The 15,151-nt window shown below is 40.2% G+C and carries 20 protein-coding genes and 1 tRNA gene; 10 read left to right on the forward strand and 11 right to left on the reverse strand.

The genetic code is table 11. From position 1 onward, the window contains the following. Positions 1-6: 6 nt before the first annotated feature. Positions 7-1,035 carry an OmpA family protein gene (locus AC570H_RS06980; RefSeq protein WP_497353098.1) on the reverse strand — a complete coding sequence of 343 codons (1,029 nt, stop codon included), beginning with the start codon at positions 1,033-1,035 and terminating at the stop codon, positions 7-9. Positions 1,036-1,319: 284 nt separating this feature from the next. Here AC570H_RS06980 and AC570H_RS06985 point away from each other — a divergent pair. Further along, positions 1,320-1,392: transfer RNA gene (locus tag AC570H_RS06985), tRNA-Lys, on the forward strand. Positions 1,393-1,541: 149 nt separating this feature from the next. Here AC570H_RS06985 and xth read toward each other — a convergent pair. After that, positions 1,542-2,309 carry an exodeoxyribonuclease III gene (gene xth, locus AC570H_RS06990; RefSeq protein WP_497353100.1) on the reverse strand — a complete coding sequence of 256 codons (768 nt, stop codon included), beginning with the start codon at positions 2,307-2,309 and terminating at the stop codon, positions 1,542-1,544. A gap of 99 nt (positions 2,310-2,408) precedes the next feature. Beyond that, the gene (locus AC570H_RS06995; RefSeq protein WP_497353102.1) at positions 2,409-3,272 is read right to left on the reverse strand and encodes an alpha/beta fold hydrolase; all 864 of its coding nucleotides are present in this window, start codon (positions 3,270-3,272) and stop codon (positions 2,409-2,411) included. Between the two features lie 239 nt (positions 3,273-3,511). On the opposite strand from AC570H_RS06995, the gene AC570H_RS07000 reads away from it, so the two are divergent. From AC570H_RS07000 to AC570H_RS07020, 5 genes are all read left to right on the forward strand, one after another. Next, the gene (locus AC570H_RS07000; protein ID WP_497353104.1) at positions 3,512-4,057 is read left to right on the forward strand and encodes a dihydrofolate reductase family protein; all 546 of its coding nucleotides are present in this window, start codon (positions 3,512-3,514) and stop codon (positions 4,055-4,057) included. 24 nt (positions 4,058-4,081) lie between these two features. Then, a complete protein-coding gene (locus AC570H_RS07005) occupies positions 4,082-4,372 on the forward strand; it encodes a hypothetical protein (RefSeq protein ID WP_497353106.1) in 291 nt (96 codons plus the stop codon). Between the two features lies 1 nt (position 4,373). Then, positions 4,374-5,174, forward strand: coding sequence for a hypothetical protein (locus AC570H_RS07010; RefSeq protein ID WP_497353108.1), 801 nt, complete (start codon positions 4,374-4,376; stop codon positions 5,172-5,174). A gap of 114 nt (positions 5,175-5,288) precedes the next feature. Beyond that, positions 5,289-6,164 (forward strand): helix-turn-helix domain-containing protein, encoded by an 876-nt coding sequence (locus AC570H_RS07015; RefSeq protein ID WP_497353110.1) that lies wholly within the window; start codon positions 5,289-5,291, stop codon positions 6,162-6,164. Positions 6,165-6,276: 112 nt separating this feature from the next. Continuing rightward, positions 6,277-7,392 (forward strand): epoxide hydrolase family protein, encoded by a 1,116-nt coding sequence (locus AC570H_RS07020; protein ID WP_497353112.1) that lies wholly within the window; start codon positions 6,277-6,279, stop codon positions 7,390-7,392. A gap of 54 nt (positions 7,393-7,446) precedes the next feature. Here the strand turns inward: AC570H_RS07020 and AC570H_RS07025 are convergent, their stop codons facing one another. Both AC570H_RS07025 and AC570H_RS07030 read right to left on the reverse strand, forming a co-directional pair. Further along, positions 7,447-7,686, reverse strand: coding sequence for a hypothetical protein (locus AC570H_RS07025; protein WP_497353114.1), 240 nt, complete (start codon positions 7,684-7,686; stop codon positions 7,447-7,449). 112 nt (positions 7,687-7,798) lie between these two features. After that, complete coding sequence (locus AC570H_RS07030; RefSeq protein WP_497353116.1) at positions 7,799-8,080, reverse strand: hypothetical protein; 282 nt, start codon at positions 8,078-8,080, stop codon at positions 7,799-7,801. Positions 8,081-8,231: 151 nt separating this feature from the next. Between AC570H_RS07030 and AC570H_RS07035 the strand changes: the two genes are divergently transcribed. Beyond that, positions 8,232-9,110 (forward strand): AraC family transcriptional regulator, encoded by an 879-nt coding sequence (locus tag AC570H_RS07035; RefSeq protein WP_497353118.1) that lies wholly within the window; start codon positions 8,232-8,234, stop codon positions 9,108-9,110. 2 nt (positions 9,111-9,112) lie between these two features. On the opposite strand, the gene AC570H_RS07040 is transcribed toward AC570H_RS07035, so the two are convergent. Further along, complete coding sequence (locus AC570H_RS07040; RefSeq protein ID WP_497353120.1) at positions 9,113-9,553, reverse strand: hypothetical protein; 441 nt, start codon at positions 9,551-9,553, stop codon at positions 9,113-9,115. Between the two features lie 222 nt (positions 9,554-9,775). Here AC570H_RS07040 and AC570H_RS07045 point away from each other — a divergent pair, with 222 nt between their 5' ends. Next, entirely contained in the window at positions 9,776-10,168 is a 393-nt protein-coding gene (locus AC570H_RS07045) for a hypothetical protein (protein ID WP_497353122.1), read from the forward strand. Positions 10,169-10,306: 138 nt separating this feature from the next. On the opposite strand, the gene AC570H_RS07050 is transcribed toward AC570H_RS07045, so the two are convergent. The 4 genes from AC570H_RS07050 to AC570H_RS07065 all read right to left on the reverse strand — a co-directional run bounded on the left by AC570H_RS07050 (position 10,307) and on the right by AC570H_RS07065 (position 12,592). Continuing rightward, positions 10,307-11,248: an NADP-dependent oxidoreductase gene (locus tag AC570H_RS07050; protein WP_497353124.1), complete on the reverse strand. Its 942-nt coding sequence runs from the start codon at positions 11,246-11,248 to the stop codon at positions 10,307-10,309. A gap of 150 nt (positions 11,249-11,398) precedes the next feature. Further along, on the reverse strand, positions 11,399-11,707 hold the full coding sequence (locus AC570H_RS07055; RefSeq protein ID WP_497353126.1) for a hypothetical protein: 309 nt from the start codon (positions 11,705-11,707) through the stop codon (positions 11,399-11,401). 132 nt (positions 11,708-11,839) lie between these two features. Next, a complete protein-coding gene (locus AC570H_RS07060) occupies positions 11,840-12,016 on the reverse strand; it encodes a BF3379 family histone-like protein (protein WP_497353128.1) in 177 nt (58 codons plus the stop codon). A 180-nt stretch (positions 12,017-12,196) separates the two neighbouring features. Next, a complete protein-coding gene (locus AC570H_RS07065; protein WP_497353130.1) occupies positions 12,197-12,592 on the reverse strand; it encodes a cupin domain-containing protein in 396 nt (131 codons plus the stop codon). A 106-nt stretch (positions 12,593-12,698) separates the two neighbouring features. Here AC570H_RS07065 and AC570H_RS07070 point away from each other — a divergent pair, with 106 nt between their 5' ends. After that, positions 12,699-13,466, forward strand: coding sequence for an MBL fold metallo-hydrolase (locus AC570H_RS07070; RefSeq protein ID WP_497353132.1), 768 nt, complete (start codon positions 12,699-12,701; stop codon positions 13,464-13,466). A 132-nt stretch (positions 13,467-13,598) separates the two neighbouring features. Then, the gene (locus AC570H_RS07075; RefSeq protein ID WP_497353134.1) at positions 13,599-14,006 is read left to right on the forward strand and encodes a GxxExxY protein; all 408 of its coding nucleotides are present in this window, start codon (positions 13,599-13,601) and stop codon (positions 14,004-14,006) included. A gap of 81 nt (positions 14,007-14,087) precedes the next feature. On the opposite strand, the gene AC570H_RS07080 is transcribed toward AC570H_RS07075, so the two are convergent. Next, entirely contained in the window at positions 14,088-15,116 is a 1,029-nt protein-coding gene (locus AC570H_RS07080; protein WP_497353136.1) for a S66 peptidase family protein, read from the reverse strand. Between the last annotated feature and the right edge of the window lie 35 nt (positions 15,117-15,151).

Below are 15,151 nucleotides of genomic sequence, written 5' to 3' on the forward strand. Positions count from 1 at the left end.
TTTCTTTTAAATCTTTACGATTTCTACTCTTCTGTTTTTGGCTTTTCCTTCTTCGGTACCGTTATCGGCAATAGGTTTGGTTTGGCCAAGACCATTGGCCTGCAAGCGATCTGCCTTGATACCCGCTTTAACTAATGCGTCTTTTACCGCCAAAGCCCTTTCGTTCGAAAGCTTTAAGTTGTGGTCGGCAGTACCTGCATTGTCGGTATGGCCTTCTATTTTAACCTTTAAACTGGCATTTTGGCTCAGCAACTTGTTCAATTCGTCGATAATAGGCAACGATGCAGATTGAATAACCGATTTATCCGTATCAAAATTAATGTACAAGGCAATATGGCCATTGGCATCTAATTCTTTTTTAATTTCATCTGCCTTGATCAGAGCAGCAGTGATTTTTAAGGGTTTGGTCTCTAAAATCATCCAGCAGGCAGAAGCTCCATCGTCGGTTGGCGTTAACTGGACCCAAATGTTTTTATCTGCTCTGCGAATAAGATAGACCGTACCTGGGGCATTCGATATAAAACCATAACCATCCATGTATTTTAATTGGTTATTATCCGGAATAGCCTTCACAGAATCTGCAGGTACTTTGCCTTCAAAAACTTTTACGCCGCCTACGCTGCTTATCAATTCTTCCAGGTTTTTGGAAAGCTCTAGATCGCTATACGATTTGCCTTCGTTGGCCTTAATTCTATTGTAGAAAATCTTTCCTTCTGGTTTTTCAAAATGATCGCCAACCCAATAATAAGCCCGATCGAAATCTACTACGGCATGTTCAGAGAAGTTCTTGTAACCCGTTGGCAAAGTAAAGTAAGGAAATGCACCAAGTGGCTTGTCGGAGATCGGAATGGCATTGATGTCAAAGGTTTTTGCTCCGCTAGCCTTTACTGCTTGGGCGGTATCTGCAGTTTGTTTAGTCAAATCGGCTGTTTCACCGTCTTTGTTTTTTGATTGGCAAGAAACAATGCTAAGCCCTAGCAAAATTGCCACAAAGCTTTTTAAAAGGTGGATTGGATAATTGTGTTTAAAGTTCATTTTTATAGGTTTTAGGGAGTTTTTGATTTTTTAAAAATTACGACCTAAAGAACAGCATATTTGATAAAAAAGCAAACCGTTCGTCATTTTGTTGACTATTTACGGGTAGATTTTGATAGTTTCTTTTAGCACATTGGTTGTTACGTTTACCGCTTCTTAAAAGACAAGTACCGATCATCCGCAGTTTATTTAATTAATAATCAATGTCTTTCATATTTTTAACAGAAATAGTTGGAAGGTTTTATTTTAATTTCTATATTTGCCCCTCCTTAAACAAAAGGAATGATTCCGTAGCTCAGCTGGTAGAGCATTACACTTTTAATGTAGTGGTCCTGGGTTCGAATCCCAGCGGGATCACAGAATAATTCAAAAAGCGCACAATAGTGCGCTTTTTCTGTTTATATGACTGATTTTCAGTATTTTTTCAGAAGCAAAAAGTTACAGGCGTTTCAAACAATCCGATCTACATCTGCTGACTCGGCTGGATATCTGATGAAGAGCTAAAGCTAAACAATCTCAATCCATACCGGCGCATGATCGCTTGACTTTTCCCAGCCTCTTACGTGTTTGTCTACGTCGCCTTTTTGCAGTGTTTCTGCCACCATAGGGCTGAGCAGGAAATGGTCAAGCCTTAGCCCGGCATTGCGCTCATAGGCCTTTCGCAGGTAATCCCAAAAGGTGTAAACGGTTTCATTGGGATATAGCGTCCTTATTGCATCGGTCCACCCCTGTTTTAAAAGGTTTTGGTAAGCCGTCCGTATTTCTTTGCGGAACAAGGCATTTTCCAGATACTTTTCCGGTTTATAAACATCCAGTTCGGTTGGCATTACGTTATAGTCACCGATCAGGAGTATGGGTAGTTCCATCGCCATTAGCTTTTTCGCGTGTGCGGCCAGTCTTTTAAACCACTTTATTTTGTACTCGAATTTCGGTCCTGGGTAAGGATTTCCATTGGGAAGGTAAATACAACCGATTACTTTTTGAAAGGTAATCGCTTCGATATACCGACTGTGCAGGTCTTCCGGATCGCCGGGTAGCCCTCGCCTAACTTCTTTAATTTCATCTTTTGAAAGGATGGCAACACCGTTCCAGGCTTTTTGACCATGCCAAATAGCATTGTAGCCGGCGTTCTTTAGCGCAGCTTCAGGAAAGCGGTCTTCGGGAGCCTTCAGCTCCTGCAAACATACTACATCAGGCTTAGCTTCTTTGAGCCATTTCAGCAGTACCGGTAAACGGCCGTTTATGCCATTGATGTTATAGCTTGCTATCTTCATTTCTTTCTATTATACTTAAATCGTAGATTCTTTATTGCTCATTCTACATCCTTTTCAGGGATTTGGCCTAAAATTGAAAAACGCATTTAGACGCGCTTTTTATTTACCTACAAAATTCCTTATCAAAGTCAATACCTCATCAAAATGAGTGTCCAGCACATCGTGTCCCCCATCCAGAATATGGATTTGGGCATCGGGCAAGTCGCGTTGGTAACAAGCAACTTCTTTCACTGAAAAAAAGATTTCATATTTTCCCCATATCACAAGGGCTGGTGGCTGGTGATCACGAAAATACTGCTGGTAAACAGGAAACATTTCCAGGTGTGTTTTGAAGTCACAATTTAATTCAAACTGCTTTTCGATATTGCCTGGCCTTTTCAAAAATTCCCAATCAAGCATCCACAATTCTGGACTCACCCTTAACAATATTTCTTCTGGAAGTCCACCAAAGTATTGATTTTTGATGCCCTCGGCGCTTAAGAACTTAATCAGCTTTTTCTTTTTTTCGCTTGTAGGATTGTACCAGTATTCGATATACTCATCCCATTCCGACCCCATCCCCTCGCGATGTGCGTTTCCACTCTGAACAATGAGACCAGAAATTTTTTCAGGATGATTGATGCATAACTGAAGCCCAATCGGTGCACCATAATCATGTAGATAAATAAAGAACTGATCTAAATTGATGGCTTCGGTGAATTTGTTGATCAAAGCAGCGATGTTTCCAAACGTATAATTAAAGTTATCGGGCACGGGAAATTGACTAAAACCAAAACCCGGATAATCTGGAGCAATGAGGTGATACTGATCAGACATTGCAATCATCAAATTCTTGAAAGCTATCGATGAGGTCGGAAATCCATGTAAAAGCAGCAGAGATGGGTTCTTTTCATCTCCAGCTTCTCTGTAAAAAAGATCAATTCCATCAATTTTGAGGGTCCTGTTATAGATTTGCCTTGACATACCATTTAAATTTCTCCTTTAAAAAGACAATTCTCCTCTCGAATTTGTTCTGAAATATTTTTCTGCCTTAAATAGATTATAGTTTGATCTTATCCTTATTTTAAGGTCGATGAACATCGCCTGACAAGCAAAACGAGGAAATTTATTGGAAATCTAACACTTGTCAGTTAACTTCACTATACCTATGAACCCTGGCTTTAATACAATATTCCAACCGAATACCAATTAAAAAACGATACATGAGAAAGATAGTTGCTGCAATTAACATGACACTCGACGGCTTTTGCGATCATACCGGATTATCGCCAGATGAAGAAATACATGACCATTATAAGGACCTGTTAAATGATGCAGATGCGATTCTTTATGGGCGCATCACCTACGGACTGATGCAATACTGGCAAGATTTTGTGACCAATTCTTCGGGCGAAGAATCAATGGACAGCTTTGCTATGGCTATAGACAGAATTCCGAAAATCGTTTTTTCGCATACGCTGAAAAATACAGGATGGGACAGCGCAAAATTATCAGATCAGCCTTTGGAGGATGTGGTTTTAGAACTGAAGCAACAAACAGGCAGGGACATTTTAATTGGAAGCAGAAGCTTAATTTTAAGCCTGTTGAACCTTAATTTAATTGACGAATACCAACTCTGTATCCATCCGGTTATAGCTGGAAAGGGCTTGCCATTATTTGAAAAAATAGACGACAGGACGACTATTAAACTTTTAAGGACAAAAACCTTTAAATCAGGAGCTACAATACTTTATTTTAAACGAGATTAAATCAATTGCTGACCATTATTTGCCATGAAAAACCACTGGATCAAGTTATTATTGGGAACAATCTTACTGCAAGGCTGTACCCTCTCCAACTCGCATATTGAAAGCAAGTTTTGGAAATGTGGCTCGCCTTGCGGTTTAACAGATGTGCTGAGTTTTGATCAGGCAAATGGCACCACGCTTAGAAACGACACTGTTTTTAGGGCAAACATCCCGATGGCAAAGATCATAAAAAGAGAGTACCGCCTTTTTGCAGACAACAAAATACATTTGCTAAACCTCCAGAATCAAAATACTTGCATCTATTATGAAAAGTAAAATGCAGAGACAAGCAAAAAACCTGCTCAAGAAGAGTTATAGATACATTGCGATATTAGCGCCCGTTTTCCTTTGCCTCTGTAATTGTCAAGGAAGAAAAAAAGCTATTCCAAAAACCATCGGTATAGGCCTGCTTACCGTAAATACACAGTATCCAATTCCCTTGTATAAAAACGAAACAGACAAGGAACCTTATGACATCTTAAAATTTGAAACGACAAAATCAGGCCATACAAAGTTTGTAACCAAATTAAGGCTGACGCCCTACCTTTTAAACAAGGGAGATAGCTATAAAGAGGGCGAAGAACACATCAATATGGGCTTGGTAAGGTTCCCCGCTGAATTAAAGTTCCGGGTTGTTGATACCACTGTTTTGTTCTTTAGGATCATTACCAATGAAGAAACCCAGGAAACCTATGTCGTTAAAAGAGACAGCAAAAGCGCTTACTATAGTGCTGAAAAGCAACTTTACGACAATAGTTGCAGCAATTGTCCCGGTTCAAACTATAATCCACGCTGGTATATCTACGAAACTTGGGAGCGCTATTTAAAAAGGGTAGAATTTATCACCAAAGAAAACATAACCATTTACGATACGCCTGAGGGGAAGATAATCTTTGAAAACAAAAGCAATGATTTTTTGCCATTTGGAGTAGCAGCGGTAAAGGGCGAATGGATAAAGCTCAAAATGGGTACCGGCAGGGAGTCGAGCTTTGATAGCGTAAAAAACTATAATGGCTGGACAAAATGGCGGGAAGGACCCCAGATCCTCATCAGCATAACTGAGCATACCTACGAATAGCACTCAGCCACAAGGCGCCAAACTTGAATTTTGCCACTACTAATTCCAGTAAATTCTAAACATTAAAATGTATTTTGCGATAAGCAGAAAAGACAAAAAATACAGCATCGGTTTATGAGCATATTGAAAAAATCCAACCTCAACTCTTTTAACCTTTATGACTTCTTAAAGCATCAAAATGCCCATAGCTTCAACTTTCCTTATTTTTTGGCGAACAGCCAGACCTATAAAAATGCCCATGTCAATTTTCCCTTCAGGACATTTGCCTATGGTTTGGGCATTACCTATTCTGGAGAAGGCGATACTTTCAAGATCGGCAGTACAGATTATCAAGTAGGTGCCGGCTGCCTCACCACTATTGGGCCAGGGATGGTTTGCCAGTGGATGGGTAACTATACTGCAGCACACGACACGGTTTATTTTACAGAAGAGCTATTTAAGGATATGCAGAGCAATTCTTTTCTGCAATCGCTTTCGTTTTTCTTCCATGGAGGCAATCATGTGATGAAGCTAACGGATGAACAGCTCAAAAAAATGACCTCGCTGTTTGATTTGCTTAAGGAACTCAAAACTGAAAAAGATGCCATTCCCGGCATTGTACATTCGCTATTGATGCTTGCGGATTCTTTCCATTCCTCTCCAACTGGAAAATCAAAAAACACCAATGCCTCCAATAAGGAAAAAATAGCTTATGCATTCAGAAAGCTGGTGGCAGAACATTTCCCCGGGCATAAAGAAGTAGCTTATTATGCCGCTCAGCTAAATATTACTCCAAAATACCTCAGCGAGATCTTGCAGACCGAGTTGGGCAAATCGGCGAAAGCCTTTATAGATGAATATGTAATGATGGAAGCCAAAAGCTTGTTGAAGCAAACCACGCTCAGCATCCAAGAGATCTGTTACTGGCTGGGCTTTGAAGATGCGTCGCATTTTACAAAATCGTTTAAAAAGGCAACCAACCTAACGCCTACCGAATATCGAAAAATATAAGCTCAACGGAATTTTTTACCATTTTTCCCGACATCCTGCCTAATTCAAAAGCCTCCTGCACGCCTATATTTGTTTTATCAATTAGTCAATCGCAAAACTAAAAAACAAAGCAATGAAAAACGCAACAGCATTTAATTTATCAATTCCTCAGCAACAGCTGGATGACCTCAAAAACCGTTTGAAAAACACCCGTTGGCCAGGAGAAGCCGAAGGTTCGGGCTGGCACTTTGGCACCAGCGAAACCTATCTCAAGGAATTGGTTGCTTACTGGACCGACAAGTACGATTGGCGCAAACAGGAAGCCGAGCTTAACAAATACCCACAATATATAGCTGATGTAAACGGCGTAAAAATCCATTTTCAATACATTAAGGGCAAAGGCAAAAACCCTAAACCATTGTTGCTTACCCATGGCTGGCCCGATAGCTATTACCGCTTTCATAAAATCATCCCCCTGTTAACCGAAGGCGATGAAAGTTTCGACCTGGTTATTCCATCTCTTCCAGGATTTGGGTTTTCTGAAAAAACGGCGATTAGCAGTGAAGGCGTGGCTGATTTATGGAAAATATTAATGACCGATAATTTAGGTTATGACAAGTTTTATGCAGCCGGTGGCGATATTGGCATGAGCGTTACCAAAGCGCTTGCCTCTAAATATCCAGGTGTAGTTGCGGGTGTACATTTTACAGATATTGGTTACCCGATGGGCCAAGAAGATCCCAACACCATGACAGAAGCAGAACAGCAATTTGGACAATTTGTACAACAGTGGTGGTACAGCGAAGGTGCCTATGCCATGATACAGGCCACCAAGCCACAATCGCTAGCTTATGGTTTAAACGATTCGCCTACAGGCCTTGCCGCATGGATACTGAGTTTCATTAACGCGGGAGCGCCAGCCGAAATTTTAGAAAGTGCTTTTGGCGGAAGGGATGAATTGCTCACTAACATCATGATCTATTGGCTAAGCGGAACCATAGCTACCTCGGCGAGGATGTACAAAGCAGATGCGATGGCACAGTGGAGCGGTGCAGCCCCATTGCAAAAAAGCGATGTGCCAGCGGGCATAGCCCTATTTCCAAGAGAAGCACAGTTTCCTAAAGAATGGGCCGAACGTTTTGTAAACGTAACCAGCTTTAAGAAAATGGAAGAAGGCGGACATTTCGCAGCCCTAGAAGTGCCTAATGTATTTGCGAGAGAGCTCCAGACCTTCTTTTACAACGGTTGATTTTGAAACCACACGATATTCTTCTATCAAGCCTCAGCGAAAACTGAGGCTTTTTCATTTGTTCATTAGCTTCCAAAAAAACAGACCGCCCAGCAGGTACATCAGTATGTCTAAAACATCTCCTGTATACCTTTTCATTAACAAGGGCAACAAAAGTTCAAATACAATAGAAAATATGATAACCACATAAGCAATATGCCATTTCAGCAAAACATAGTCTTTTTGTTGACTTACAAACTTCATCAGCCATAAGCCCAGCGTAGCCACAATTGGAACTGCCAACAAATCGCTCAAGTAAAACTGAATTGGATCGGAAAACCGATATCCTAATTTATTCGAGCTATAGAGGAATAAATACGTTATCAAAAAGGGCCAAAACCAGATAGCAGTTCTTATTTTCATGCTGTTAACCCGCCATGAGTACAATCACTGCAATAATCACCAGGATAAAACCGATAAAAAGTGTAGAAGCATAGTTAAAAATCTTCCTGAAAAATGGATTTTGCCTGGCCAAGCCAGCACGCTCCAATTCTTCAGCCACCTGCTTCTTCTTTTCAGCCGCTTTTATTTTATTGATTTTTTCTTCTTCCAATAAGCCATTGCATTGGTAGCAACGGTCTTCCATTGCCCCATTCCATATTGTCCATTGCCCACAATGTGGACATTTGATTTCTTGCTTTGCCATCATTTGTTGTCCCCAATCTTTGCCACAAAATTCGTTAAATCTTTAAAGCCATAAAAGAGTGATACCTCGGCAATTATGGTCGAAATCACGGAATTATTAATAAATTAAATATATTTAAATGCAATAAATAGCCTTTTTTATAAGTTTTATAGCAATGAAAGCATCCATTCCGGCGCTAAGTCTGCTAGAGATAGTAAAACCCATACTTGAAGATCAAGCAAACACAATAGATTATTTTGTAGCTTCCTTTGCTTCGCCAATGCAACTGAGCATTTTCCCTCATCGTGCCTCTTATTTTGGAATCGCGGTTTGTACTAAAGGAAGTGCGAAGCTAATGGCTGATTTAGAAACCTATACCCTTTTGCCAGGTTCTTTAATAGTGATGGGCCCAAGCACCATCCGTTCATGGAAAGATCAATCTGCCGACTATGCCGAAGAAACGCTGTTTTTTACCGAAGCTCTCTTTTCTCATGGTGATCGGATCAATCCACTTGAGGCTTTTAATTTCCTTCAGGGCAATGCAACTCAAGTCATCATGCTCGATAAATCAGATGAAGAGTTGATCCTTGAGCTTTTGCAAACCCTTAAAAAGACAATTCATACAACAAGCCAGCGCAAGGATGAGCTGCTAAGAAGTTATATCAACATTATGCTCAACCATGTGGCCGATTTGTACGACAAATATGCTCCGCCCGATTTGATGAACACCAATTCGCAGATTAAAATGGTAAGCGAGTTTAAAAAACTGCTCATCGAAAAACACCTGCAGCTGCGTACCGTAAATGGCTACGCAGATTTGTTGAATGTAACAGCTAAACACCTGAGCGAAACCATAAAGGAGGCTACAGGCAAAACTGCGCGCGAGTGGATACAGGATATCCTGATCTTAGAGGCAAAAGTGAGGTTGAAGCAAACCTCGTTAAGCGTGGCTACCATTGCAGAATCTTTAAATTTTGCCGACGCTTCCCTATTTGGAAAGTATTTTAGGCGTTATGCAGGCTGTTCGCCAGCAGCATATAGAAAACGCTATTAATTCTATTTGGTCTTTATTTTGGAGATGGTTTGGCCGGTTGCCTTGCTGGGTTTTTCTAGGTCTTTTAAGGCAAAATCAATAGCTGATTTAACCAATAGCTCAACTTGTTCATTTCGGTAATCGCTTGGTTTCCGCACCGGAATATGTCTGATCAAATTGCCTGTTCCTTCTAACAGCTGATCTGGATCGTTGATCAGAGTTCCCTTGTTAAAGCCCAAATTAAGGTGATTGGTATAGATTGGGATCATACAATAGGCATCTCCCAATTTATCAGAGATCGAAAAAACAGCCGTTAAAGCATGCGTATGGTACAACAATTCGTTTCCAGCTGGATAGCAATCGAGTATAAACTGCCGTAAATCGTTAAAGAGTTCGATAAGCGCTTGCTCTTTAAAACCCAATTGGTAAAGAAAATCTGGATATATAGGTCTTATCACTGTCATTGCAATTAAATATAGGTGAATTTTCAAGTGTTTTATACTTTGCAGTCAAATTTCTAATTCTTTCAGATAATCTACATATAGCTTTGCCAATGCTTTTAGACAAGCAAAGCAGATATGTAAAAAGTTGCTATCGCAATTGAATAAAGCGAATAAAATTCTTTATGCCCTAAATTTTTTATCTTAGATAGTAACCGTTTAATTAATTAACTTAAATCTAAGACAATGAAAAAATTATTTCTCATGAGTTTAAGCTTGTGCATGCTGATTTTATGCGCTTCTTTTACGCCAGAAAGGCTCCAAGAAAAATCAACCAGCGTTAAATCCAAAAAGAACTATTCGCGGATAAGCGTAGGCTATTATAAGGTTGGCGCACAAGAGTACCATGTTTATGGAGATTTAGGCCTCGGCACCATTACTGAGGTATGGACAGTAAATATGTTTTTACAGGATGATGTGCAAATAGCCGCTGCCGGTAACGGAACAGGTATTTCTGGCATGTGGTCTTACGATTATTATGGCTTTACCGTGATCTATAACATGAGCTATTACTATAATGATGCCTTCCACTATTATGATGGCTATACTTACCATTACCCAGGAATTGATCCTAATTAGCAGACATACAAAAGGGCTTTAGTTTAAACTAAAGCCCTTTTTATTTAAGTATTATCAAATTCTTTTGTCAAATAAAATATTGGAGGATATCATAACCTTCCCATCTTCCATTTCACCTCTTACATCTCCCCATTATAGTTATATCGTGACGATAATTTTGCCGGTTGCCTTGCCCTTTTCCAGTTCGGTATGTGCTTCACCCATTTGTTCAAAAGGATAAACAGAATCGATCAGGGATTTCAGCTTTCCATTGCTGAGCAGTGCTGCCAATTCGCGCATATCTTTGGCATTGCTTTCTACCAACATGGCCCTGGCATTTACACCTTTGGCCTTGGCCTGCGATTCTACATCGCCAGACATTCCTGATGGGATAGAAATTACCCAACCGTTCTTTTTAACCGCATCCAATGAACGTACAAAGTTTTCTCCACCAATGGTATCAAACACCAAATCGGCATCTTTAACCACCTCTTCAAATCGTTGTGAGGTATAATCGATATGTTCATCGGCACCCAGATCCATTACGATTTCTTTTTTGGCAGCCGAAGATGTACCAATAACATAAGCGCCGAGGTGTTTGGCTATTTGTACGCCATAATGACCAACACCACCTGCAGCCGCATGTACCAATACTTTTTGGCCAGGCTGTACATTGGCATAGGTAACCAATACCTGCCAGGCGGTTAAGGCAGCCAATGTTGCCGCGGCAGCCTCTTCGTGACTAATGTTAGCTGGTTTTAGGGCGATATGCGTAGCCGGAGCAGCTACATATTCGGCATAAGCCTTGCCATGACCTGGAAAATTGACCATGCCGAATACTTCATCACCAGCTTTAAACTCCACAATGTCATCGCCAACACTTTCAACCACGCCACTTACATCCCAACCAATAATTAATGGGTTTTGTTCTTTTAAACGGCCATAAACGCCGGTACCCTTGCGTGTTTTCCAATCAACCGGATTAATACTAATGGCTTTTACTTTGATCAGTACCTCGCCTTTTGCGGGTGCAGGCTTTTCGATATCAGTCAATTGCAGGTTTTCTACACCTCCTGGCTGGGTTAATATGATTGCTTTCATTTTTTCTATTTTATAATGATTAACTGCCACAAATTTAGGGCTGGCCCGCCTTCGAAACCTAGTATTTTTAAAGCTTATTTCGGTATAATTAAGTCGGACTACACTAAAAACTGAGCATTAGTCTAACTCAAAATTGTCAGGTTTGTTTGATCAAATCAGCCTTAAGGACGATCCGATTAGCGAAAGCGTATTGAATTGGGGAGTTTGATCGAGGCTGCTTTCGTCGCGTTCTTTCTGGAATTGCAAAAATGAGGGTACCTGTAGGATCTGTTGCTGCACTTCCTCATTCTCATACATGGAAAGATGCATAAAAGTAACCCCATCCTCCTTGAGATAAACCTGATAAAGAAAATTGAGGTGGATCAATTGTCTAAAATCGGCCAAGAACAAACTAATATTTCGTTTGTTTTGCGCTACGAAATCTGGTTTTACAGTATAGCTTACTTCTACGGAAATCATTGTAGTGTGTATTGGTTACAACTAAAATACAAAATTGTTGAAATAAGCAAATCTATTTAACTTTAATTTAAGGTGATGTCAAAAAAAAGACCTTGCCAAAGCAAGGTCTTTATAAGATTAGAGCACTGAGGCTTATTTCGCGTTTTTTTTCTCAGTTACTTCAGTACGGATCTCTTGAGCCAATACTTTTAGGTCTTGCATAGCTTTACGTACTCTTGTACCAGCTGCTGCATTACCTGCGTTATAAAATTTTTCTGCGTCTGCTTCGATAGCAGCAATTACTTCTTTTACTTTTGAGAATTTTTCCATTGTAATATTTTTAATTTGATTTCAAATATATCATTTAAACCAAAGAAACAAGCATCCTTCAATTTAAAAATATGGCGTTCAGAGTAGCTAGAGGGCACTTTTATTTACAAAACTACTGAGTGGCAATCGGTTAGCTTATTCGACAAAAATTAAAAAAAAATTAAAAAAGTGTCTAAATGCCTATTTAATCATGGTTAAGAGGCATATACAGTCGGTCAAAGCCTTTGCCTTGAACGATAATTGTTGGTGCAAAGTGAGCAGTTCGCCGGTGTTGAGCTCCACATCAGTACCCAGACTTTCGAAGGCTAAATTTCCATCAATAAGCTGCAAGCTCATGATTGCTTCGCCCTCTTCGCTGCCCGGCCTAATCAGTTCTCCTTCTTGCAAAGCGATTAAAGTAATGGTAACCTGATCAGACTTGAATACGGTAATGGCATTCTTCCTGTTTTTTTGATAGGCCTCTTCTGTTTTGACGAGTGCTATATATTTTGGGAGATTAATGGGAATAATACCTGCATCGAGCATGCGTGCACCAGCTGGCCTCTGCGGCGTGGCATTGTTGTGTTTCTCTTCCATTTGAATTCGGTTTAACTAAAAACAGCATTCGGCGCCAGTTGTTTTGAAAGTGGGAATGTTTATAAAATTGCAGATCTAAACTCAATATTTCCTGTATTTTTGTAAAATGGCTTTGTTTATTAGTTCCTTAAATACGGGTAGCAACGGTAACTGCTTTTATATTGGCAATGATAGCGAAGCTATACTGGTTGATGCTGGCTTAAGCTGCAAGGAAACCGAAACAAGGATGCAACGCCTAGCCTTGAGCATGGATAAGGTTAAGGCCATATTTATTTCGCATGAGCATAGCGATCATATCCGTGGACTGCCCGTTTTAGCCAAGAAGTACCAGTTGCCGGTTTACATCACCCAACGAACCCTAATTGGTGGGAGACAGCAATTGCCTTTAGAATTAATCAGGCCTTTTGGTACCTATGCACCTATTTCATTTGGAAGTTTAGAAGTTACGGCTTTTCCCAAAAAACATGATGCTGCAGAACCACATAGCTTTATAGTGGCTTGCCAAGGGATAACGGTTGGGGTGTTTACCGATATTGGGGATCATTGCGAACATGTGATCCATCATTTTAAGCAATGCCATGCTGCCTTTTTAGAGGCGAACTATGATGATGAATTGCTGGATAAAGGCAGGTATCCTTATTTTTTGAAAAATCGCATCAGAAGTGGCTACGGACACTTGTCTAACAAAAAGGCCCTCGATCTTTTCCTCAATCACCGACCAGCCTACATGAGCCATTTGTTTCTTTCGCATTTGAGCCAAGACAACAATTGCCCTCAATTGGTGCAGGAACTATTCCAGCAACATGCTAACGGAACCGAAATCGTAGTAGCTTCTAGGCTGCAGGAAACCCCGGTTTATTGTATCTCAGCTTAATATTTTGTAAAAACAAATCATATTTTCATGCAATAGCTTCAGAATAAAATAAACCACATAGGCACATAGAGATTTAATTTATTTAGGTAAATTTATTGTAGTCATCCCTTTTACAAGAGTATTCGATTAGAGATGACAAAGAAGGATTTGAATGATTTGACCTATGAAATTATAGGCGCAGCCATAGCAGTACATAAAGAACTGGGGCCAGGATTATTAGAAAGTGTTTATCAACATTGTCTAGAATATGAATTTAACTTAAGAAATATTTATTATTTGGCTCAGCCAGTAGTTCCTGTCTATTATAAAAACATAGAATTGGAAGCTTTTTTAAGGTGTGATTTATTGGTAGAAAACAAAATAGTAATCGAATTGAAAGCCGTTGATGTTATAACCCCAATTTTCACTGCGCAGCTACTTACCTACATGAAACTACTCGATGTTCCAAAAGGCATAATAATTAATTTTAATTGTATTAATCTTTTTAAAGAAGGACAAAAAACTTATGTAAACGAACTCTTTGACCTATTACCTGACTAGTTTGCAAAGAACGATCAAACATTCTTTAAATGCTATCTGCCCTATGTTTCTATGTGGTTATTTAAACTTTATTTTATTTAATTAAACCTCTTCCAATCTTGTTCCACTAGCCCTTACATCAAGCCAGTGCTGTACGCCGCATTTGAGGGCAAAATTAGCCCGCTGGTGTCCTACCGGGAAATCAAAGCTTACCGGGTAATCATAGCCCTTTACCTTTTCGAGCACGATATCAGTTAGTGTTTTGCCAAAGCCCTCCCCTTCATCATCAGGTTTTACTTTAAAGCCTCCGATAATCAGCCCCCTCAATTTGGCCAATTTGCCACTCCGTTTCAGGTTAAAGAACATGCGGTCTATACTGTATAAATATTCGCCTGTATCTTCTACAAATAGTATTTTTCCATCGGTTTCGATTTCAGAATCGCTACCTGCTAGGTTTTCAATGCAACGCAGGTTGCCACCAACCAATTCGCCTTGTGCGCTTCCCATCCTATTGTTATTGTTATAGGGCGAGGTATATTTCATCTTTTCGCCTTTAAGTGCCTGCGCTATCGAGTTGATGGTATCTACCTGAATAGGTTCGGCCTTTGCCCAATCTGATGGAAAACTATTGCACATTTTCGAATGGATAGTCGCCACCCTGTAATTGCTGTTGATGTGGCAATGCAAAATGGTGATGTCGCTAAATCCGATCAGCCATTTGGGCGAAGAGCGATAAGCACTGAAATCAAGCTGATCTATAATCCGCACTGCACCATAACCGCCACGTGCGCACATGATAGCCTTGATTTGCGGATCGTTTAGCATTTGCTGGAGGTCGTCTAACCGCTCCTGGTCTGTGCCCCCAAAAGTAAAATCGCGTGCACCTACCGTTTTGCCAATTTGTACATTAAAACCCCAGCTCTTCATTTGTATAACAGATGGTTCAATTTCTGCCTGCGTAATGTAACCTGCCGGACAAGTAATGCCAATGGTATCTCCCGGCTTTAAGTATGGTGGGATTTTTAACCTTTTTGGAGATTCTTCAGCAGGGAATACAGTTGCGCCGCTTTTTAGCGAATGCAAAAGCAGGGATGCAGGAATAATGGACGATAGAAAATATTTGCGGTTCATTTGAAAAGCAAGGTAGCAAACTCTGTGAATTAGCC

The organism is Pedobacter sp. B4419, from assembly GCF_059693725.1.